The sequence below is a fragment of the Vibrio sp. V31_P5A7T61 genome, assembly GCF_009904895.1.
Taxonomy (GTDB): domain Bacteria; phylum Pseudomonadota; class Gammaproteobacteria; order Enterobacterales; family Vibrionaceae; genus Vibrio; species Vibrio metschnikovii.
Genome location: NZ_WXWI01000012.1, coordinates 80,757 through 101,593 on the forward strand (window position 1 = coordinate 80,757; position 20,837 = coordinate 101,593).

Annotated in this window: 20 protein-coding genes; 12 read left to right on the forward strand and 8 right to left on the reverse strand. The window is 44.2% G+C overall.

Translation table 11 applies throughout. The features are described from left to right. Window positions 1-11 precede the first annotated feature (11 nt). Window positions 12-866: an MIP/aquaporin family protein gene (locus tag CAG58_RS01465; RefSeq protein WP_158137232.1), complete on the forward strand. Its 855-nt coding sequence runs from the start codon at window positions 12-14 to the stop codon at window positions 864-866. Between the two features lie 50 nt (window positions 867-916). Then, window positions 917-2,437: a glycerol kinase GlpK gene (gene glpK / locus CAG58_RS01470; RefSeq protein WP_004396681.1), complete on the forward strand. Its 1,521-nt coding sequence runs from the start codon at window positions 917-919 to the stop codon at window positions 2,435-2,437. A 103-nt stretch (window positions 2,438-2,540) separates the two neighbouring features. On the opposite strand, the gene CAG58_RS01475 is transcribed toward glpK, so the two are convergent. Both CAG58_RS01475 and CAG58_RS01480 read right to left on the reverse strand, forming a co-directional pair. Then, on the reverse strand, window positions 2,541-2,792 hold the full coding sequence (locus CAG58_RS01475) for a YgjV family protein (protein ID WP_072670703.1): 252 nt from the start codon (window positions 2,790-2,792) through the stop codon (window positions 2,541-2,543). A 323-nt stretch (window positions 2,793-3,115) separates the two neighbouring features. Then, window positions 3,116-3,445 (reverse strand): DUF496 family protein, encoded by a 330-nt coding sequence (locus CAG58_RS01480; RefSeq protein WP_004396679.1) that lies wholly within the window; start codon window positions 3,443-3,445, stop codon window positions 3,116-3,118. 390 nt (window positions 3,446-3,835) lie between these two features. Here CAG58_RS01480 and CAG58_RS01485 point away from each other — a divergent pair, with 390 nt between their 5' ends. The 5 genes from CAG58_RS01485 to CAG58_RS01505 are packed head-to-tail and all read left to right on the forward strand — an operon-like array spanning window position 3,836 to window position 8,729. Then, complete coding sequence (locus CAG58_RS01485) at window positions 3,836-4,039, forward strand: hypothetical protein (RefSeq protein ID WP_040905109.1); 204 nt, start codon at window positions 3,836-3,838, stop codon at window positions 4,037-4,039. A gap of 42 nt (window positions 4,040-4,081) precedes the next feature. Continuing rightward, on the forward strand, window positions 4,082-4,714 hold the full coding sequence (locus CAG58_RS01490) for a YceH family protein (RefSeq protein WP_004396678.1): 633 nt from the start codon (window positions 4,082-4,084) through the stop codon (window positions 4,712-4,714). Window positions 4,715-4,716: 2 nt separating this feature from the next. After that, the gene (locus CAG58_RS01495; protein ID WP_158137233.1) at window positions 4,717-4,998 is read left to right on the forward strand and encodes a GIY-YIG nuclease family protein; all 282 of its coding nucleotides are present in this window, start codon (window positions 4,717-4,719) and stop codon (window positions 4,996-4,998) included. A gap of 50 nt (window positions 4,999-5,048) precedes the next feature. Further along, window positions 5,049-6,140: a substrate-binding domain-containing protein gene (locus CAG58_RS01500; protein ID WP_161425049.1), complete on the forward strand. Its 1,092-nt coding sequence runs from the start codon at window positions 5,049-5,051 to the stop codon at window positions 6,138-6,140. 57 nt (window positions 6,141-6,197) lie between these two features. Continuing rightward, window positions 6,198-8,729, forward strand: coding sequence for a LuxQ periplasmic sensor domain-containing protein (locus CAG58_RS01505; protein WP_161425050.1), 2,532 nt, complete (start codon window positions 6,198-6,200; stop codon window positions 8,727-8,729). Between the two features lie 63 nt (window positions 8,730-8,792). Here the strand turns inward: CAG58_RS01505 and CAG58_RS01510 are convergent, their stop codons facing one another. Further along, window positions 8,793-9,317, reverse strand: a complete 525-nt coding sequence (locus CAG58_RS01510) for a hypothetical protein (protein WP_161425048.1) — start codon at window positions 9,315-9,317, stop codon at window positions 8,793-8,795. 189 nt (window positions 9,318-9,506) lie between these two features. Between CAG58_RS01510 and modA the strand changes: the two genes are divergently transcribed. From modA to modC, 3 genes are read left to right on the forward strand one after another with little or no spacing between them, the layout of a single operon-like run. Then, complete coding sequence (gene modA / locus CAG58_RS01515) at window positions 9,507-10,289, forward strand: molybdate ABC transporter substrate-binding protein (protein ID WP_161425047.1); 783 nt, start codon at window positions 9,507-9,509, stop codon at window positions 10,287-10,289. After that, window positions 10,270-10,968 (forward strand): molybdate ABC transporter permease subunit, encoded by a 699-nt coding sequence (modB, locus tag CAG58_RS01520; RefSeq protein WP_050782752.1) that lies wholly within the window; start codon window positions 10,270-10,272, stop codon window positions 10,966-10,968. The genes modA and modB overlap by 20 nt, the downstream gene beginning before the upstream one ends. Continuing rightward, the gene (modC, locus tag CAG58_RS01525) at window positions 10,968-12,080 is read left to right on the forward strand and encodes a molybdenum ABC transporter ATP-binding protein ModC (protein ID WP_161425046.1); all 1,113 of its coding nucleotides are present in this window, start codon (window positions 10,968-10,970) and stop codon (window positions 12,078-12,080) included. Before modB ends, modC begins: the two co-directional genes overlap by 1 nt. Window positions 12,081-12,140: 60 nt before the next feature. Here modC and CAG58_RS01530 read toward each other — a convergent pair whose 3' ends face one another. From CAG58_RS01530 to yccS, 3 genes are all read right to left on the reverse strand, one after another. Beyond that, window positions 12,141-13,400 (reverse strand): hydroxymethylglutaryl-CoA reductase, encoded by a 1,260-nt coding sequence (locus CAG58_RS01530; protein ID WP_161425045.1) that lies wholly within the window; start codon window positions 13,398-13,400, stop codon window positions 12,141-12,143. A gap of 133 nt (window positions 13,401-13,533) precedes the next feature. Continuing rightward, complete coding sequence (locus tag CAG58_RS01535) at window positions 13,534-13,827, reverse strand: hypothetical protein (protein WP_004396670.1); 294 nt, start codon at window positions 13,825-13,827, stop codon at window positions 13,534-13,536. Between the two features lie 92 nt (window positions 13,828-13,919). Further along, on the reverse strand, window positions 13,920-16,073 hold the full coding sequence (gene yccS, locus CAG58_RS01540) for a YccS family putative transporter (RefSeq protein WP_004396669.1): 2,154 nt from the start codon (window positions 16,071-16,073) through the stop codon (window positions 13,920-13,922). 184 nt (window positions 16,074-16,257) lie between these two features. Here yccS and helD point away from each other — a divergent pair, with 184 nt between their 5' ends. Together helD and pncA are read left to right on the forward strand one after the other, a co-directional pair. Continuing rightward, entirely contained in the window at window positions 16,258-18,321 is a 2,064-nt protein-coding gene (gene helD, locus CAG58_RS01545) for a DNA helicase IV (RefSeq protein WP_161425044.1), read from the forward strand. 13 nt (window positions 18,322-18,334) lie between these two features. Next, window positions 18,335-18,952 (forward strand): bifunctional nicotinamidase/pyrazinamidase, encoded by a 618-nt coding sequence (pncA, locus tag CAG58_RS01550; RefSeq protein ID WP_004396667.1) that lies wholly within the window; start codon window positions 18,335-18,337, stop codon window positions 18,950-18,952. 109 nt (window positions 18,953-19,061) lie between these two features. Here the strand turns inward: pncA and CAG58_RS01555 are convergent, their stop codons facing one another. Beyond that, window positions 19,062-19,517 (reverse strand): methylglyoxal synthase, encoded by a 456-nt coding sequence (locus tag CAG58_RS01555; protein WP_004396666.1) that lies wholly within the window; start codon window positions 19,515-19,517, stop codon window positions 19,062-19,064. Between the two features lie 210 nt (window positions 19,518-19,727). Further along, a complete protein-coding gene (locus CAG58_RS01560; protein WP_161429600.1) occupies window positions 19,728-20,816 on the reverse strand; it encodes a calcium:proton antiporter in 1,089 nt (362 codons plus the stop codon). Between the last annotated feature and the right edge of the window lie 21 nt (window positions 20,817-20,837).

The window sequence follows — 20,837 nt, forward strand, 5'->3', positions numbered from 1 at the left end:
GACACTTACTTATGGCTCGAACAAAACAACAGACTCTTTTAGGAGAGTGTATCGCAGAGTTTATCGGCACAGGATTGCTGATATTTTTTGGCGTAGGCTGTGTCGCTGCGCTAGTACTGACTGGAGCTCAATTTGGTCAGTGGGAAATTAGTATTATCTGGGGACTTGGGGTCGCCATTGCTATTTATTGTACCGCAGGTGTTTCTGGTGCACACATTAATCCAGCAGTAACCATCGCTTTAGCTGCGTTTCATGGTTTTGATAAAGCGAAAGTGTTGCCCTACATTATCGCACAACTGCTCGGTGCATTCTGTTCTGCGGCGCTCGTTTACGGCTTGTACAGCAACCTTTTTGTCGATTATGAAATCGCCCACAATTTTGTACGTAGCAGTGAAGCTGCTTTAGCCACTGCAGGGATTTTCTCTACCTATTCTCATCCCTCTCTTTCTTTTCTAGGGGCGATATCGGTTGAATTTGTAATCACGGCCGTGCTGATGTTTGTCATTCTCGCATTAGGCGATGAGAATAACGGCGCGCATCGCAACGCGATGAACCCGCTATTAATTGGTATTTTGATTGCGGTGATTGGTGGCTCGCTTGGCCCACTGACTGGTTTTGCGATGAACCCTGCTCGTGATTTTGGTCCAAAATTGTTTGCTTATTTTGCTGGTTGGGATTATGCCCTAACGGGTGCGAAAGAGATCCCATACTTTATTGTGCCGATCATTGCGCCGATTGCCGGAGCTTGTTTTGGTGCTTGGGCTTACCCTAAATTTATTGCCGCTTATCTACCAACAGAAGGGACGGGTTGCACCATACCTAATCAATGCGATGTAGTCGAAGATAACGAACAAGCACATGTTTAACGTGCATAATTTATTAACCCATTTATTAGAACGTGAATAAGGAATAGACCATGACTGAGCAAAAATATGTGGTTGCATTGGATCAAGGTACAACCAGCTCAAGGGCAGTCGTGCTTGACCATGATGCCAATATCGTCAGTGTTTCTCAGCGTGAATTTACTCAGATTTATCCACAAGCGGGCTGGGTAGAGCATGACCCAATGGAAATTTACGCAACCCAAAGCTCGACATTGATCGAGGTGCTTGGTAAATCAGGCATCCGTAGTGATGAAATTGCTGCCATTGGTATTACTAACCAGCGTGAAACGACGATTGTTTGGAACAAAGAAACGGGCAAACCAGTTTACAATGCGATTGTGTGGCAATGTCGCCGCACCGCTGAAATTTGTGAGCAACTAAAATTGCGTGAAGGGTTGGAAGCGTATGTGCGTGAGAACACCGGCTTATTGCTTGACCCTTACTTTTCAGGCACCAAGGTCAAATGGATTTTAGATAATGTCCCAGGGGCTCGTGAAGACGCACAAGCGGGTAAACTCCTGTTTGGTACCGTAGATACATGGTTAGTCTGGAAGATGACTCAAGGCCGTGTTCACGTCACAGATTACACCAATGCTTCTCGGACTATGCTATTTAATATCAACAACTTACACTGGGATGAGAAGATTCTTAAAGAGTTTGATATTCCATTAAGCATGATGCCAGAAGTGAAATCTTCTTCAGAAGTGTACGGCCAAACCAACATCGGTGGTAAAGGCGGAACCCGTATCCCTATCGCGGGGATTGCCGGCGATCAACAGGCGGCGCTTTACGGCCAAATGTGTGTCGAAGCGGGACAAGCAAAAAACACCTATGGTACGGGCTGCTTTTTGTTGATGAATACTGGCAAAGAAAAAGTGACTTCAAAAAATGGTCTTTTGACGACGTTAGCCTGTGGACCGAAAGGTGAACCAAGTTATGCGCTCGAAGGTGCGGTATTCATGGGGGGCGCATCGATTCAGTGGTTACGTGATGAATTAAAATTAATTTCCGACGCTCACGATTCAGAATACTTTGCCACTAAAGTCGATACTGCTAATGGCGTCTATGTTGTGCCGGCCTTTACTGGGCTAGGAGCGCCTTATTGGGATGCTTATGCCCGTGGCACTATTGTCGGTTTAACACGCGGTGTTAACTCGAACCATATCATTCGTGCGACATTAGAAAGTATTGCTTATCAGACCCGAGATGTTTTGGATGCGATGCAAGCAGATTCAGGGATTAAGCTAGCGGCACTGCGCGTTGATGGCGGAGCTGTCGCCAATAACTTCTTAATGCAGTTCCAATCTGATGTGTTGGATACTGAAGTTCATCGTCCAAAAGTGACCGAGGTGACGGCGTTGGGTGCGGCTTATTTAGCCGGTATCGCGGTTGGTTTCTGGGATAGTTTGGATGAGCTGAAAAATAAAGCAGAAATTGATCGCTCCTTTATGCCACATCACGATGAAGAAAAACGTCAACGTCGTTATAAAGGTTGGAAACGTGCGGTGAAGTGCGCTCAATCATGGGCGGCTGAGCATCACGAAGAGGATTAAATCGATATTGCTGATGGATAAACTAGCCTTAAACTAGTGAAGATAAACCACGCGTCCAGAGTCTGTTATTTTTCGACGCGTGGTTTTTTATTGGTTACAGAGTTTAAGCGGCGTTCTGTACGCCTTCACTCTTTTTTGCTTGTTGCATCCGAGCTAAAAAGTAGACATTAACACAAGCGATGAAGGCGTTGGTTGCGACCACTGGCCAAGCATCGATCATCAGTCCATAGCCGACAAATAAGCTACAACCAATAAAGTTAAGTACGCGAAGTTTTACGATGTCTTTCATCGTTAGGGAAATAGCCACCATGATAGAGGCTGCATAGCCCATAATATCAACCATATTCATATCCATTATTTGTGTGATCCTCTTGCAGTTGGCCCAAGCCGGGTCAGTCGCGCTACGCTGATTTTCACGATGAAAAATGAACAACGCTTTACCGATAATGGCTGGATTAATTTAACTAACTCAAACTATAGCAATGGTGAATGTGTGATAACACCCTCAAAAATAGCTTCGGAGAGGGTTAGCGATTACGCAAACGATTAATGCTAATAATAGTTTTGTTATTACATATTTTGTTGATTATTGAATTGATGGCAAAAGAAAGTCCGCTGGGTAGCGGACTTGCATCGCGGCGAATAAATCTCATGTTTATTCAGCTTGCTCATATAAAATCAATTACTTTTTTTAGCGCCACCTTGAGTCATGAGCTTATCTTGTTCTGTTAACTCACGGATTCGGCGGCTAATATCACGACGCTCTTTAGAAATTTCAGCACTTTTAATGATGTGATCATCGACGCGATCTTCGTAGTCAGACTTCATGTTTTTCACAATCTCAATGATCTCTTCTTGAGTCATATCCGGTTTGATGTAATCGACTAAGTTTTCAAGTAAATCGACACGTTTACGGTTATCGCGAACCTTTTTCTCGTTATCGAGTAGTTCACGCTTTAGTTTGTTCTTACGACGAGCCAAGCTCACAATTTCAAATACGCTATTCATAGATCCCTTTCCTATAATGAGTGCCACTATCTACCCAAGTGATATCAAGACGCTAAATTCAGCGTGGTACGAATGCGTTGCCTCTTGAGGTAACGTGGGCAGAGAAATTAAAACACATTGCAAAGGCGCATAACAGACCTAAGATCAAACCTCCCTCGGTATTGACTAAGAAATCACCAATAAATGGCCAGGGCGTAGATTTTATTGTATAGGGGCTTGTATTGTTTGCTTGAAATACGTTATACCCTTCCTACTTAAAGCGGTAACCAGCGGTATTTGCTCGGTTTCATAGATTCTCTCAGCGTATGGGGATAGAGTACGCCTATTGCTCTCGCTGGTCTCCGTTATTGAGTTACTTATCTTTGCCTTAACGTATAACAGGACAATACTTTGCCACTCAGTTTTTCAGACATTGTCATTCCTAAACCACCTGCGTCACACCATGAAAGCAAAGCACATCAACAGCTTCGCCAAGCTTATCTTCATGAAAGAGAACAGTTATTAGCCAGTGAGATTGAGTTAAACCGCTCGAAAGTGATCGTGATTGATGAGCAAGGAAGAGTCATACGATTGAGTTTGATGCTTGAACACTAATTGACTGTACAAGGTACAGATTCTAACTAGAAGGAAATTAACATGCATAGCGAACTGTCTGCTTTAGAAGCACGAGTCATTGGTTGTCTGATCGAAAAAGAGATCACGACGCCAGAATATTATCCGTTAACACTGAACAGTTTGGTGACCGCTTGTAATCAAAAAAGTAATCGCGATCCGGTGTTGAATTTGTCTGAGGCACAGGTGCAAGATACGGTTGAAGCGCTGATTGCCCGTCGCCTTGTCAGTGATGAAAGTAGTTTTAATCGCCGTACACCTAAATATCAGCATCGTTTTTGTAATACAGAGTTTGGCGATTTAAAACTCAATAGCCAAGAATTAGCGGTTATCTGTTGTTTGCTGTTGCGTGGTCCACAAACACCGGGGGAATTACGCACTCGTACCAACCGTTTGTGCCATTTTAATGATGTGAAAGAAACCGAAAGTATTTTAGAACAGTTACTAGAGCGCGGTTTAGTGGTTAAGTTAGCTCGCGAACCCGGGAAACGAGAATCGCGTTATCACCATTTATTCTGCGGTGAAGTCGATACGCACAGTGTCGCTGCGAGTACAGAGACGGAGTTACCATTATCACGTATTGATGAACTGGAGCAACAAGTGGCGATGTTACGTCATGAAGTGGCTGAATTGCGTGCGTTGATCGCCAATCATTAAGTATGTCAGCTCCCATTCAACACTCAGATTGGTGGGTCTATTTGATCCGAACATCGAAAAATGCACTATATTGTGGGATAACAACCGACATCAATCGACGTTTTATCCAGCATCAGCAGGGATGTGGCGCTAAAGCTTTGCGTGGTAAAGGCCCGCTCAGCTTAGTGTGGCAGCACCATGTTGGACCGAGTAAAAGCCAAGCTTTGCAATTAGAACATCGGATCAAATGCCTGAGCAAAGCGCAAAAAGAGCGTTTAGTTATGGGGGGATTTGATCTTTCCTGATCGCTGAGTTGCAGATAACCGAAACCGAGCCATAAGGAATAACAAGTGGGATGAAAATAAGACTGCTGATCGTGTTACTGAGTTGGTTTCCTATGGCCGTGTTCGCTAATCCCTCACAACTGCTGAGTGATTACTGGTCCTATCAAGCGTTTTTAGAGGCGCATCCCGAGCAACAGGCATTAACCGATTTATTGGCGAAAAGCGTCCAGACTCGAGCCGAACCATTACCTCTAGTTCAAACTCGCCCAGTCACGATTTCAGTTATCTATCCCGGTCAGCAAGTGTCGGACTATTGGGTTCGTAATATTAAAGCCTTTGAAGCTCGTATGCATGAACTTGGCATTACATATCAATTACACCAAGCTTTTACTCGACCTAGCTTAGACGCCCGTCAGCAAAGTATCTCCTTAATGGAAGCGATGCAAAATAAAACCGATTATCTGATTTTTACCTTAGATACCATGCGCCATCGAAAATTTATTGATCATCTACTGCATACCTCTGAGACAAAAGTCATTTTACAAAATATCACCACGCCCATTCGTGATTGGCAAGGTCGTCAGCCTTTATTGTATGTTGGGTTTGACCATGAAATTGGCGCTCAGCATTTGGCTGAGTTTTACCAACGCAAGCTGCCACAAGGCGCAGATTATGGGGTATTATATTTTTCAGAAGGGTACATCAGTGAAGCGCGTGGAGACAGTTTTATCCATAATGTCAAACACCGTTTTCATTTAGCCTCGTCTTACTACACCACCGCCACGATGGAGAGCGGCTATCAAGCGACGCTCGATATCGTTAGTAATAATCCTCAAATTACCTTTCTCTATGCTTGTTCGACCGATATTGCGCTTGGAGCAGCACAAGCCTTGCGAGAACTTGAACGTGAAGATATCTATCTCAATGGCTGGGGGGGAGGTTCGGCAGAGCTTGAGGCATTGCAAGATGGCCGATTAGCGGTCACCGTCATGCGTATGAATGACGATACGGGCATTGCGATGGCAGAAGCCATTAAGCGAGATATGGCTGGTTTGCCAGTGCCACTGGTTTACTCTGGTGAATTTGAACTGGTGACTCAAAATACCGCCGCTGAACACATTGAACGACTCAAACAACGTGCATTTCGATATTCTGATCGCTAATCATGACGGGAGGTAATTGCAGTGCCAAGACCCATCGTGGCTGATAAAAAAAGGCATATGGCCACCTTGATTAGCCGAGCCATCGTGATGGCATTGAGCGTGTTAACGCTCGGTATTTTATTTCATACTTATCAAGTCAGTAGCCGATTAATTACTCAAGAAGTGATCCGGACCACCAATCAAACGGCGAATTTGATCCAGAACATATTTAATTCTCGTCTGACCATTTTAAAAATTCATCAAGACAGCAGTGCGAAAAATGCCACTTTAGTTCATGCCTTACATGGTCACTTAACCAATGAACTTGAACAGTATTTTCTCAGTGTTGATCGCAGTGATATCAGCCATATGGCGGATTTTCGGTTTATCGCTAATGTTACTCAGCCGATCTGGGATGATGGTAATGCCCAGTTTTATGGTTTAACTGACAACACGTTTATCCATATCATTGAACAAGTCGCGTTTAGCCATGATTGGCATTTGATCACGACGCGATCTTTAATTGGCGATGTGTATCTTTTAGTTCGCCGTACGCCGATTATTGATACCGTGAGTGGTGAATCCCTAGGTTTTTTATACATCAGTGTGGTGCTGAATAATAATGTTACCTTAGTGGAGAACTTACGTGATCGCAGTCATTCACAGCAAGTGGTACTCGCGGTGGGAGGTGATGTTTTAGCCTCGACATTGATAGGGACAGAAGCTTATCAAGTGGATGAGGTGGTCAAAGAAGGCGAAGAAGGTTACGACATCCATGGCAAGTATGTGGTTAGTCGCACGCCATTAACTTTAGCCGGAGCACCAACCGTTCTCACGGTATACGCTGTGCAGAGTAACCAAAATGCGCTCGCTCTGCGTAATAATTACTTATTTTGGATGTTTGCTGTCGTTGCGGCGATCGCTGTCGTTTTCATCATTGTTCGTTGGTGGCTACAACGTAAAATTGAAAACGAAATGACGCGTTTAATGTCTTATACCCATCAAATTGTTGAACTGCGTGAAGGTGCTTATTTCACTGGTTCCCAAATTATTGAGTTTGATCACTTTGGACGCACGTTAGAAAGCACCTTTCATCAACTGGCCGAGCAAGAAAAACAGTTCGAGGATCTCTTTAATTTTTCGTTATCACCGACGCTATTGTGGACGGCTCAGGGAGGTTTGATTCGTATGAATCCTTCGGCTGAGGCTTATTTCTTGAGTCATTATTCTCAACAGCATTCCCTTTTTGCTCGGGTAAAACCTCAGTTGATTATCGCGGTTCAGCAAGCGGCACAAGGTAATATTGTCAAAGCGCTTAAAACAGAGCTCGATGGTAAAACCATTTTATGGGAATTATCACCGATCATATTAGATGAGCGGATTGTTTCGATCATTACTCAAGGACAAGATATCACGTCGATGGTTGAAGCGGAGCAGCAAAGTCGGCTTGCTCGTGAACAAGCGGAAGAGTCCGCTCGATTACGGGCTGATTTTCTCGCCAAAATGAGCCATGAATTACGGACGCCGTTAAACGGTATTTTAGGCGCTTCTCAATTATTAAAACAAAATTCGCTCACTCAGGAGCAGCAAGAGTTAGTCAATGTATTGTGCAGCAGCGGTGAGCATCTGCTTGCTGTTTTGAATGATATCCTTGATTTTTCAAAAATTGAGCAGGGAAAATTTCTGATCCAAAATAGTGATTTCCCAGTCGTAGCTATGGTTTCAGCGATTCGGCGTATCTATAACCCTTTATGCAAAGAGAAGGGACTTGAGTTGATGATTGAGTGCGCGATTGAACCGGAAATTCGCTTACACAGCGATCAAATACGCTTAAATCAGATTTTATTCAATTTACTCAGTAATGCTGTTAAGTTTACTCATCAGGGGTCGATTTGCATTAAATTAGCGCTTATTCAACAAGGCGGCATCGATAAGTTAATGATTAGCATAGAAGATACGGGGATCGGGATTGCGGCGACGGATTTACAGCGTATTTTTGACCCTTTTGTACAAGCAGAATCGACCACGACTCGGGAATACGGAGGTAGTGGTTTAGGCTTATCGATAGTCAGCAGTTTAGTTGAATTATTGCATGGTGAGATCACGGTAAAATCAGAGGTTGGTTATGGTACGCGCTTTGATTTGCTGTTTCCTATTCGTATTGTCGTGAATGAGGAATTGAGCGACGCCGAACAGACTAATACGGATCGCTATCAATTATTTACTCAGCCTATACGCGCATTATTGGTAGAGGATAACCGTACGAATGCTTTTATTTTACAAGCATTTTGTCAGAAATATTCAATACAGGTCGATTGGGTGAGTGATGGTTTACAAGCCATCGAGCGGGTAAAGGAACAAGATTACGATCTGATTTTTATGGACAATCAGTTACCGTATTTGGGGGGCATTGATACCGCACGAATCATTCGGCATGAGATGAAACTGTCGTTACCGATCTATGCCTGTACGGCCGATGGCTTGCTAGAGACACAACAAGCCTTCATTGAGGCCGGAGCGGAATACGTATTAGTGAAGCCGCTCAAAGAAGAGATGTTTTATCAAGCGCTGTGCTTTTTTAAACAACAACGTGCTAATTCAGAGCGCTGATAGTTTTGGAACGATCAGCGCTCAAGTCGATCTTATGCAGGGGAGATTTGTTGTGCTAACCCATTAAAAATGGAAGCGAACCCCCATACCAATTTGCGGTCCCCAAATACCAGCATTGCGGACTTCAGCCGTTAATGCCATTTGTTGGGTTGAGTGGAAGCGGATGCCCGCGATAAATATCGAGTTATCTTCATTACGGCCAATACGCAGATGCCCTTCTAAGGTTTCGGTTAACCAAACACGAGTACCGACGTTGAGCTCGATCATCATATCGTTTTTATTGCCTTCTTCACGACTGCCTCGTGTGCTGTGGACGAGCATTTGTCCATAGATATCGGCAAAAGGATTAATTGGACCATTGAACCCCATTCCGACGGCGGCATCCCAATCGCCCTCAAAACGCGAATCGACTCGGCCAATGAGGTGCGAATTTTCGGTAAAATAGGTATTAAACTCTCCCCCGAATGACTCGGGGTTTAATGCCGTTCTGATTTCAAAAAAGTTGTAGTTAAAATTGTTGGCGAAAGCGGCATGAGAGGTCAGCGTTGCTAAAAATAAAAGAAGGCTGGTAGAGAGTCTTGTGAGCATGAAATATTCATCCTAAGAAGAAGAAAGCGTAAAGATACAATAATCGTATGCGAATTACAGGCCATTTCAGTAAATTAATCAATCTTCTATTCAGACTTTGCTGGTAAAATAGGCGCAAAATGAGCGGTTAACCAAAGTTCGAACTTTGCTTAACCCGTTTTGGTCGCCATTTAGGGAAGCGATATCACTATGTTCAAAGGTTTAAAATGTGCGTTTTCATTATTGCTACTGTCATTCAGTCCATCATTGTTTGCTCAAGAGACGCTTCATTTGTATGCCGCTTCATCGATGACCAACGCCGTCAACGAATTGATTAAGCACTATCAGGCGAGCCATACCACAAGGGTCGTGCCGGTCTTTGGTGGATCTTCTTCTTTGGCCCGACAAATTGAGCGCGGTGCGCCTGCGGATCTGTTTTTGGCAGCGAGCGATGACTGGGCACGGTATCTGATCGATAAGCAAGATATCGGTCCTGAGCATGTAACTTTAATTGCAGGTAACCGTGTGGTGTTGATCCAGCCTGCTACGGCTTCCTCTGCACCATTTGATGTCGCTGACTCGCAGCAATGGCTACAGCGATTAGCTAAAAGTCGTTTGGCGGTTGGTAATACGGATGCCGTACCTGTTGGGATTTATGCTCAGCAAGTGCTGAGTTCGCTTGGGGTTTGGGATGACGTTCGACCTCATTTGGCTCCGACCAATAATGCCCGTTCAGCACTGGCTCTCGTGGAGCGTGGTGAGGTCGCATTAGGTATGGTTTATCAAACGGATGCTCAATCGACGGATAAAGTCACGACCTTAACCGTGTTTGATGACAGCTTACACGATATGATTCATTATCCTTTGCTAAGACTGAGTGATAAATCCAGTAATCAAACTTTTATTGATTACGTCACGTCACCGGTTGGAAAATCGATATTGGCTCGTTACGGTTTTACGACAGACATGGAGCATGAACAGTTTGCTCAGTGATTATGAATGGCTTGCTCTGCAACTCAGTCTGAAAGTCGCTACTTATACCATTATTTGGTTGTTACCGATTGGTATTATCCTTGCTTGGGTATTGGCGAGAAAAACTTTCATTGGTAAAGGTCTCCTCGACAGTCTTATTCACCTCCCGTTGGTACTACCCCCGATTGTGGTTGGCTATCTATTGTTAATTACTATGGGCAAACAAGGCGTCATTGGTCGCTGGTTAGAGACATGGCTCGGTGTGTCTTTTAGCTTTAGCTGGCGTGGAGCTGTACTCGCTTGTTTTGTGATTTCTTTACCTTTAATGGTCAGAGCGATTCGTTTGAGTATTGAAATGGTTGATCCTCGGCTTGAGCAAGCCGCGCGCACATTAGGGGCGTCGCCGCTGAAAGTTTTTTTTACTATCACCTTACCGCTGACTTTACCTGGGATTATTACCGGTACTATGCTCTCTTTTGCGCGCAGTCTCGGTGAGTTTGGTGCGACGATCAGTTTTGTCTCGAACATTCCGGGAGAAACACAAACCCTACCGTTAGCGATGTTCAATTTTCTTGAGACTCCTGGCTCAGAAATGGAAGCGGCGCGTTTGTGTATTATTTCGATTGTGATTGCCTTAGTGTCGCTGTTTTTTTCTGAATGGTTGAATCGGCGTATGCGTCGTCGATTGGGGATGAAGTAATGACTGACATCCATCTAAAAGTGAAAAAGCAGCTTGGTTGTATGCAGGTTGATGTCGATTTGCGCTTACCCAGCCGTGGTGTCAGTGCCATCTTTGGTCGTTCAGGTGCTGGAAAAACGACGTTAATTAACTTGTTTAGTGGGTTAGAACAACCAGATTCCGGTTATATAAAAACAGCGAATCGAGTGTTATTTGATTCTGAGCAAGGGATTAATATTCCTATTGAGGGGCGTCGAATTGGCTATGTTTTTCAAGAGGCGAGACTTTTTCCTCATTATCGGGTGCGTGGTAACCTGACTTATGGTGTATCGGTGGCTGACGATGACTATTTTACGTCGATAGTGAGTTTGTTAGGTTTAAATGCGTTATTGGAACGTTATCCGCATGATTTATCGGGGGGTGAAAAACAGAGAGTCGCGATGGGGCGGGCTTTATTATCCAAACCAGACTTATTGTTGATGGATGAGCCTCTGGCTTCGTTAGATTTACCTCGCAAGAGAGAAGTCATGCCTTTTTTAGAGCGCCTTGGTCAGCAGATCAACATTCCCATCTTGTATGTGACTCACAGCATGAGTGAGATTTTGCGTTTAGCGGATCACCTAGTGTTATTAGATCAAGGACGAGAGCTGATATCGGGACCGATTGAGCAGGTATGGTCCTCCTCGTTGATGCGTCCATGGCAATCGTTTAGTGAACAAAGTACTTTGTTATTGGGCAAGGTTACTCATCATCGTCTCGATTATGGGCTGAGCTATGTCTCTTTGAGTCAGGATGTTGGTTTATGGGTACAGCAAATTGAAGATGCGGTAGAGGGGCAGAGAGTTCGTTTGCAAATCCGTGCTACTGATGTATCAGTGACGCGACAGTTTCCTCAAGCGACCTCAATTCGCAATATTTTACCAGTCAGAATCACACGTATCGAGCATCTCCAGCAAGGAGAAGGACGCAAAAGTGTTGCTTTGCAATTAACGATCGGCGATGACTGTTGGCTATGGTCAACCATCACCGAATGGGCGTTACAAGAGCTAGGTTTATACGTTGGTATGCAGGTTTATGCCCAGATTAAAGGGGTGAGTGTTACCCAGCGAGATATTGTGGTAACTCATCCCTAGGTGACGCTGAGTTCAAGCTGCGTTAGGAAAGGGAAGGGTAACCTTCCCTTTATGGATGGATCAGCGCGCAAGTTTATGGTGGGCTCTTGAAAAATGCCCTGCGCTGAAAGCCCCAGCAATCGATAGCTCTCCTGCTAAACATAAACCTGCCACCACTTCGGCTAAGGCTCGTGCGTTGCCGCTTCCCGTTAGCCCAAGTAGTGCTAAGCACGCTTTTTGGCTAGGCAGTGAGGTGCCACCACCGACGGTGCCGACCATCAAGTTCGGTAACGTAACACAAGCGTACAGTCCGCCTCGTGAGTTGAGCTCCATCCGCGTTATTCCCACGGCAGATTCCGCCACACAAGCCGGGTCTTGACCACAAGCAATAGAGAAAGCGGTGAGAGCATTTGCATAATGTGCATTGATGCCAACGCTACCGCTCAGTACTCCTCCAATCGTAGTCATTTCGGCAAATTTCACCATCGTTTCAGGAGTGGTATGCAGGTATTTTTTGATCAGTTCCGCGGAGAGATGCACTTCCGCGGTGACTTTTTTACCGCGTACATGACGTAAAACATGGCTATTGGCTTTTTTATCACCCGATAAATTGCCATCCAAAAAAGCATGTCGCGGCTTAATAGGAGAATGATGGACGATAAATTCAAAGACTGCGTTAGTGGCGATGGTCACCATATTTTGCCCGCAGGCATCGCCGGTTAGGTAATCAAACACCAGATAAACGTGGTTACCTTCCATGGTCACGTTAATATCATGCAGTTGACCGTGGGCGGTCGTTGCCTGAGCAAGCTGTTTAAAATGCTCATACTGTGTGGTTACCCAAGCGATAAATTGCCCGGCTTGCGCAAGATGATCAAAAGCAAAGACTGGAGTACGCGTGACGCCTTCATTTAATAGCATCACGCTGGCTCCGCCAGCGGCGGTGATCAATTTACATCCTCGATGATAAGAAGCAACTAACGCAGCTTCAGTCGTCGCTAAAGGGATCAAAAAGTCGTCGTTCGCATGCAGTCCATTGACTCGTAGCGGACCGGCCATGCCTACAGGGACTTTTACGGTGCCGATAAAATATTCAATATTTTTACTGTAATGAGTGAGATCACGCTGAGTCTGGTCGTCCCATAATTGTGCCTGTGCTTCAGGTTGGTTAAGGGCTTGCCAACGTTTTTCTACATGGTGTGGGGTCATTTTTGAGCTTGCGATCAGCGTCTTGCTCGCTGGCTCAAAATGCGGTGCTAAGGCATCTTGTAATGAATCAGCAGATGAAAGCGCAGAGAAAGCGTGACTTTCTCCGCACGATGGCAGAGTAAATTTGGGCATAGAGATCACAATTAAAATTTTTCGAGCATTGTACTGAGCGAATCAGCAAACTCAATAACTAGTCATCGGTGCTGACAATTTATGGTAGTCAATGGCATCAGTTGATGATGACTGATTATCGCTGAGCGAGGGATTATACACGAACATCCAGTAAGCTACCGATCATCTCTTGTTCACGTTGAATGACGCTTGCTCCAACACGATTGTATTGTTGAGCTTGGTTGAGATTCATTAATGCGTTAACCGTATCAGGCTTTTTGCTTGGGGGAGTGGGTTTCTCTTCAAGAGAATTGCGCTGCAAAGCAGGGTCTTGCGATGCGCGAGAAGTGTGGATTTGAGCCTGTTGAATTTCATGCGCCGCTTCGCCAGCCATTTTTGATGACTGCTGAAGAATAGGATAACCAGAAGAGACGGCAGAGACAGACATAATACTTCCTCGCTGTTTTTTTAAGCATACTCTGGTCCGCCTTGGAGTGCAACTTTATCCCATCGCGGGTGAGTCGTGGTTGCTATTCACTATCAATGCACTCGGACGGCAAATTTACTCGCCAGAGAATGCAGTTCTGGAAACATTCGATAAATAAGATATAGCTGCTGTAGCACCATACGTGCAGAGCTATCATCCTCTTCTCGCCATTCAGAAAGCCGTTTCTCCAAGCCAATATTGTCGATATCGCTGGTATCACACTGTTCACAATGGGTAAATAATTGCTGATACAACACTTCAAGATGTTGATGAATAACTCGATGGGCATCGAGCACTAATTGATGGATGCTTTCATCATCGATTCGAGTGCGGTGTGCGCCGAGCGCTGATATATAACTCAGTAATGCATGATTGAGGGTTAAAAAACGAAAGCTTTCATCGGTTGCCGATCGATACTTTCCCGGTTCTGCGAGCATATTACTGACCGCGGCAGCAAGCGCAGCATCGTGATTATGGGCATCACGCCGTGCAATCCGATAACTCAGACTGTCCTTTTTACCGATACGATATTGACCAATGATTTGCGCTAAATATTGTTTATTGGCTTGTACGGCTTCGGCCATGACCTTATGTAGCCGTTTTGACTGCCAGTCTGGAAAAATAAACACCACCGCGGCAACAGCAAGAGCACAGCCAATCAGGGTGTCAGCTAAACGTGGTAGTACCACTGCGTAACCGGCACCGAGCTGGTTGAAACAAAACAGCACTAATAAGGTAATAAATCCGGTCGCGTAACCGTAGTTATTGAGACGAAAAGCGAAAAACATCACGCCGGAAATCACAATAAATGCTAACTGGCTCTCTTGTGAGGGAAAAAGTGTTAGGAGAGGAACGCCAATCAATAACCCCGCGAGGGTGCCAATAATACGGGAAACCAGCTTTTGCCGTGTTGCCGCGTAGTTAGGCTGACAAACAAACAAGGTGGTTAATAATATCCAGTATCCACGGTCTAAATCCAATCCTTGTAAAATCCCATAGCCAGCGGTGAGAGCGATAGACATACGAACGGCATGACGAAACAGTAATGAGTCGCGATGAAAGTTGGCTTGAATTCGTTGCCACATGGCCTTTATAGAGTGTGCTTCCGTATCATGTAAGACATCATCTTCGGTCTTTTGCACATCGGGATTACTGACGTTACTGAGCTGTTTTTCAACCGTAGCAAGATTATTAAACAAATAGCTGAGCTGAGCTAATAATTGCTTCCACTCTAACTGTTGTTGCTCTTGTAAGTATGTCAAAGAGAGCTGTAATTCGTCTAAGGCGATGATCGAATCACTACGGTGCTGATAGCGTTGGCCGAGCTGAATAGAGAGAGCGATATCGTGGCAGGCTTGCGCTTGAGCTTGCAACAGATGCTTAAAACGAAACAGCACATCACTACGTGCAAAAGACTCTGCGAGCTCTTGGTAGCGATAATGGGTCGAACTGGCTCTCTCGTGGATATCTTGCGCCACAAAGTACAGACCAAGGAAACGGTCACTGGCACCATCCACATGCCCTCGTTTTGAGCGGGCAAGCAAGGTCGCTTTGCATTGGTTCAGCGCGTTAACGGTTGCTCCATTTAAATTGGCTTCATTAATTCGATGTGGCTGGGGGGCTAAATTGGAGACAGGATAAAATAACTCGGCTTTAGCCTCAAAATAGTGGCCGAGTTGAACAAATACGTTGGCTAAACTTTGTTGGACAGGTTGCATTGGCCAAAATGCGTGCCACAGCATTGACAGAAGGTAATACCATGCGCTGCCCGTCAGTAATAGTAACGGTTGGAACCAAAGGTTCGTACTTTGGTCGGCACCGAGCATGGCGTAAATGGCGATCAATAAAGAGCCGAAGGCAATACTGGCGTAACGAGTACCGATGGCACCCAGCATGATAAAAGTGAAGGTTGAAATAAAGAGTCCAATCGCAAATAGCCACGGTGTATCAAATAAAATTTCGATAGAGAAGGCGGCTATCGCAAAACAAATAAAGGTCAGGACGATCGATTTTAAGCGGCCAGTAAATTTATCGTCTTGCTCTGCTAAGGCGGCGGCAATGACCCCAAGGATCAGGGGGGTTATCCAAGTGTTAACTTGATAGTGCCAAGCGGGAATGACAACACCTAAGAGCGTGATCAGGATCAGTAGGCAGTAATTAATGGTTTTGTTTGCCCAATAAAGGCGAAGTAAATGAAGTCGCTGCACAGTGAGATTCGATGTCAAACCTTAAAACACACAGTTTAGCAGAACTTTACGCTAACATTCTGATCAAGAATAATAAAAGTATCATTCTGTCTTAGTGAGTTGTTGATTATTGACATTAATTTTTCATTGCTATTGATGATTGAGTTATGATGTAGGTCGATAAAATCGAGAGGAATCGCCGAAAATGCAGCTAAGTGCAACCCAAACTGCACAATTTTTTATTGCTAATGAATATCACCATGTTGGCTTAGAAAATCAGCGTTTGGTGCTTTCTTCGTTGCACAGTGAAGAGCGGATTCCTTTTACCGTCTGGAACGGACAAGTGAAGGTGCGACGCGGGATTTTGTGGGCGGAGTTACGATTTTTTGCTCATCCAGAGCAAGATACGCAACGCGTTTGGGTTGTACAAGGTTTGCCTTGGCCACAAGCTCGACAGTTTGCGCATCATATTGTCAACGTCTATCAACAATGGCTTGATCAGCAATGTCAGCAATTGAGATTACATTTACCTCAATGGCAGCAAAAACTGCACCATTTACAACATTTGCCAGCTTTTTTACCGCATTCGCCGCTAGAGGAATGGATCAATCACGTTTTTGCTGATCTAACCGCGATGAACATGAGTTTAGAAGAAGCCATCAAACATTTACCTCATGCGATGGAGCCATTAGTACCTTGGTTACTGACTCCCGATCAAGCCTTACAAGCCCGCAATCAAGCTTGGTTAGACATTGAGCGTCAAAATTGGACGGTTCTTTTTTCACAACTTGAATCCTCTCCGCTTAATGTATCTCAGCAGCAAGCGGTGTTGATCAATGATGATCATAACTTGGTGCTTGCTGGTGCGGGTTCAGGTAAAACCAGTGTGCTCACGGCTCGAGTGGCTTATTTGTTACAGAGCCACTTAGCGCAAGCGGATGAACTATTGTTGGTGGCTTTTGGCAAAGACGCCGCGAATGAAATGGATCAGCGTTTAAAAAGTAAGATTGGTCTTGCCGCCGATAAGATTCGTGTTAACACCTTTCATCAACTAGGGTTGTCGATCATTAACCAAGTGGAAAATCAATCCGTCGTGATTTCGCCGTTGGCATTGGATGATAAGCTGAAAAAAGCATGGTGTACGGACTGGTTAAAGCGCCACTGGATGACACCTACCAACTTTAAGCGTTGGCAGAAACATTTGGCGCAGTGGCCGATTGCTTATCTAGTCGGTGATGATGAGCTAGGCAACCACGTTGAAAACCCTAAATTGATCGCATGGTTGGAAAAGCAACTCGATCAACTCGCCCAATTGGGCACGACGAAAAAAGCGATTCAGCAACACATCATTGATCATGTTGATTATCCTCGCTTGAACAGTGAACTTGCTTTATGTTGGCCTTGCTACCAAGCATGGCAGCAAATGCTGAAAGATGAGCAGCAGATCGATTTTAATATCATGATCAGCCAAGCAACGGATTATGTACGCAAAGGCAAATTTTCTGTACCTTGGAAATTCATCATGATTGATGAATACCAAGATATTTCACCTGCTCGTTTGGCGTTGATACAAGCGTTGTGTGAACAGGGGCCTAATCATCCTAATTTATTTGCGGTCGGGGATGATTGGCAGTCGATTTATCAATTTGCGGGGTCGGATGTTCACTTAACCACGGAATTTGCAGCGCGTTTTCCGCAATCGACCATTCATCATCTTGATACGACTTATCGTTTTAACGATCAAATCGGTTTGGTTGCCAATCAGTTTGTGCAGAAAAATCCTCATCAGTTACCCAAGACGCTAAATAGTTTTAAGTCGCAGAAGCAGCGAGCGGTTGTCCTGTGTGCCAGTAATCAAATTGAAAAAATACTCGATAAACTTAATCGTCAGGCTAAAGTGCCGAAACAGGTGTTGTTATTAGGTCGTAACCATTATCATCAACCAGAGCATCTGGCAGAATGGCAACGGCGATATGCCTCACTGCAAATTGAGTTTATGACCTGTCATGCGAGTAAAGGCAAAGAGGCCGATTTTGTTATTATCTTAGCGGTTAATGAAGGGCAGTTTCCCGCGCGAGTGAAAGCCCGTCATTTAGATAGCGCCTTGACCCAATCTAAAGTGGATTTTCCATTTGCAGAAGAGCGCCGTCTATTTTATGTCGCCATGACCCGAGCCAAAGAGAAAGTCTGGATAACTTACAGCGGTAATGGCTCTTGTTTTATCCAAGAGTTGCTCACCGAGGGATATCCAGTCAGTAAATCGATATGAATAAAGGAATAGTATGTATAAGGCTTTGATTTTAGTAGATGTGCAAAATGATTTTGCGTCCGATGGTGCTTTGCCTGTCCCTGAAGGGCAGAGTGTCGTCCCAGTGATTAACTTATTAATGCCTCATTTTGATCATGTGATTGCCACTAAAGATTGGCATCCTGCAGGGCATGCGAGCTTTGCTTCTACTCAAGGTAAAACACCCGGAGAAGTTATCATGCTCTCTGGCATTGAACAGATATTATGGCCGGATCATTGTGTACAAAATACCGCCGGATCGGAGTTTATCGCAGGCCTTAATCTCGATGCTATCGAACATATTATCTACAAAGGGACTCATCTTGATATCGATAGCTACAGTGGTTTTTTTGATAACCAACGTCGCCATGCAACAGGATTAGCCGAGTATTTACAGCAACATGCGATCAGCGATGTGTACATTGCCGGACTGGCTACAGATTACTGCGTGAAATTTACTGCGTTGGATGCTGTGTCATTAGGATTTAAAACTTGGGTCATTAAAGATGCTTGTCGAGGCGTTAATCTATCACAAGGTGATATTGATAACGCTTGGCAAGCGATGGAAGAGGCCGGTTGCAGAGTGATTTTATCGCAGCAGGCGATGGTCTGAGTCGGTATTGAGGCGTGATAACACGCCTCTTCTCTTACGGCCATCATTCATCGATCACACGAAAGTATTTAAAGATCCATCGTCGCTTATCGATATGGAGTGAAGTGCATTACGTTCTATCAGCAAGATAGGCCTGATAATCAGGGATTTCAATCTCGACTTCTTGCTCCATGAGTATGGAATTAAAAAGAAATTTTGCTGTGGCGCGGTTAGTGGCTACAGGAATATTCCACACACTCGCAATGCGCAATAAAGCTTTAACGTCTGGATCATGCGGTACAGAGTTAAGCGGATCCCAAAAGAAAATCAAGGCATCAATTTTCCCCTCGGCAATTTTAGCGCCTAATTGCTGATCGCCGCCCATTGGCCCGCTAATCATGCTGGTAATCGCTAATCCGGTTTCTTTATTGAGCATATGCCCAGTCGTGCCCGTTGCGTACAGTTCATGTTTTTCAAGCTTAGACTGGTTTTCAACCACCCAACGTAGTAGCTCACCTTTGTAGTTATCATGAGCGACTAAAGCGACGTGCTTTTTCGCCGCCATGATCCGCGTTGTTTTTTTCATTATGCTTCTTTCCTAATCGGTAGAGGGTCAGAGTTAAATAACCAAAACTATACGCTTATTCAATGACTTTACGATAAAAACTCGAACTGACGCTTACTATGTGTACTCTTTAACCGGTTTTATTCAGCCTGGTGGTAGAGGAAAGTGAACCGTTTTGATCTCAACTCCTCCAGCAATACGGCCGTAGGCCGATGATGGAGGAGGAAAGCGTTAGTCGAAAATCAGTACAATATAGATAAAGAACAAAAATAAGTGAGTGACTCCATTAAGGATATTTGTTTTTCCATGTCTGAAGCTAATACTTGCGACCATTAAACTTGCGATCAACAGAATCATTTGTGCAGGCTCTAAACCTAATATAATCGGTTCCCCAATCATATTAGAGATAACAATGACCGCTGGTACGGTAAGTGATATCGTTGCTAATATCGATCCAAAGAATAAATTCATGGCTCTTTGTAACTGATTATTCAAAGAAGCTTTGATCGCCCCCACACCTTCAGGAGCGAGTACTAACAATGCCACGACTAGCCCACCTAATGCAGCCGGTGCTCCTAAGTGTCCAATACTTGCATCAATAGGTATAGCAATACTCTTGGCAAGAAAAATAACCACAATCAAATAGCCAAATAATAATAAAAAGTGATAAGTATTGCTGCCTAGAATACTATGATGTTCATCGGTATGATCGTTATCTTCATCGATAAAGAAGTAACTATGGCTTTTTGTTTGAACATACAAAAATATGCCATAAAGAATAATAGAGATAACCACCAAAGCCGAAGCAAGGATGAAGGACATTTCACCAAACTCATTCTTACTGGTAAAATTGGGTAGTATTAAACATAAAATAGTTAAGGGAACAATAGCCACTAAATAAGAATTAATGCCTTGAATATTATATTTTTGTATATGATATTTATGGCCCCCAATCAGTAATGCTATACCGACTAAGCCGTTTAGTATCGACATGATGACAGCAAACATGGTGTCTCTAGCTAATACGGGATTCGAGTCTCCAGTAAGCATCACCGATGAAATCATGATCACTTCTAAGGAAATCACCGATAACGTTAATATCAAAGTGCCTAACGGGTCGCCAAGATTAATTGCTAATGCATCAGAGTGTTTTACAACACCAAAGATAGACGACATAACAATAATAAATAGAAAACCAGCGGCAGACCAATACAAAACGCTAGTGCTAGAACCTAATAAAATATCATTACCGATCGTTTTGAAAAACAGGACGGTCAATAATCCTATAAATAATACCCATTCATTACGGATGAATTTCATTGTACACTCCTCATGTAGGGT

Excerpts from the sequence above, each read along its gene's own strand:
- CAG58_RS01465 (WP_158137232.1), top strand. The coding sequence starts at position 12 with ATGGCTCGAACAAAACAACAGACTCTTTTAGGAGAGTGTATCGCAGAG.
- glpK (WP_004396681.1), top strand. The coding sequence starts at position 917 with ATGACTGAGCAAAAATATGTGGTTGCATTGGATCAAGGTACAACCAGC.
- CAG58_RS01475 (WP_072670703.1), bottom strand. The coding sequence starts at position 2,792 with ATGGATATGAATATGGTTGATATTATGGGCTATGCAGCCTCTATCATG.
- CAG58_RS01480 (WP_004396679.1), bottom strand. The coding sequence starts at position 3,445 with ATGAATAGCGTATTTGAAATTGTGAGCTTGGCTCGTCGTAAGAACAAA.
- CAG58_RS01490 (WP_004396678.1), top strand. The coding sequence starts at position 4,082 with ATGCATAGCGAACTGTCTGCTTTAGAAGCACGAGTCATTGGTTGTCTG.
- CAG58_RS01495 (WP_158137233.1), top strand. The coding sequence starts at position 4,717 with ATGTCAGCTCCCATTCAACACTCAGATTGGTGGGTCTATTTGATCCGA.
- CAG58_RS01500 (WP_161425049.1), top strand. The coding sequence starts at position 5,049 with ATGAAAATAAGACTGCTGATCGTGTTACTGAGTTGGTTTCCTATGGCC.
- CAG58_RS01505 (WP_161425050.1), top strand. The coding sequence starts at position 6,198 with ATGGCCACCTTGATTAGCCGAGCCATCGTGATGGCATTGAGCGTGTTA.
- CAG58_RS01510 (WP_161425048.1), bottom strand. The coding sequence starts at position 9,317 with ATGCTCACAAGACTCTCTACCAGCCTTCTTTTATTTTTAGCAACGCTG.
- modA (WP_161425047.1), top strand. The coding sequence starts at position 9,507 with ATGTTCAAAGGTTTAAAATGTGCGTTTTCATTATTGCTACTGTCATTC.
- modB (WP_050782752.1), top strand. The coding sequence starts at position 10,270 with ATGAACAGTTTGCTCAGTGATTATGAATGGCTTGCTCTGCAACTCAGT.
- modC (WP_161425046.1), top strand. The coding sequence starts at position 10,968 with ATGACTGACATCCATCTAAAAGTGAAAAAGCAGCTTGGTTGTATGCAG.
- CAG58_RS01530 (WP_161425045.1), bottom strand. The coding sequence starts at position 13,400 with ATGCCCAAATTTACTCTGCCATCGTGCGGAGAAAGTCACGCTTTCTCT.
- CAG58_RS01535 (WP_004396670.1), bottom strand. The coding sequence starts at position 13,827 with ATGTCTGTCTCTGCCGTCTCTTCTGGTTATCCTATTCTTCAGCAGTCA.
- helD (WP_161425044.1), top strand. The coding sequence starts at position 16,258 with ATGCAGCTAAGTGCAACCCAAACTGCACAATTTTTTATTGCTAATGAA.
- pncA (WP_004396667.1), top strand. The coding sequence starts at position 18,335 with ATGTATAAGGCTTTGATTTTAGTAGATGTGCAAAATGATTTTGCGTCC.
- CAG58_RS01555 (WP_004396666.1), bottom strand. The coding sequence starts at position 19,517 with ATGAAAAAAACAACGCGGATCATGGCGGCGAAAAAGCACGTCGCTTTA.
- CAG58_RS01560 (WP_161429600.1), bottom strand. The coding sequence starts at position 20,816 with ATGAAATTCATCCGTAATGAATGGGTATTATTTATAGGATTATTGACC.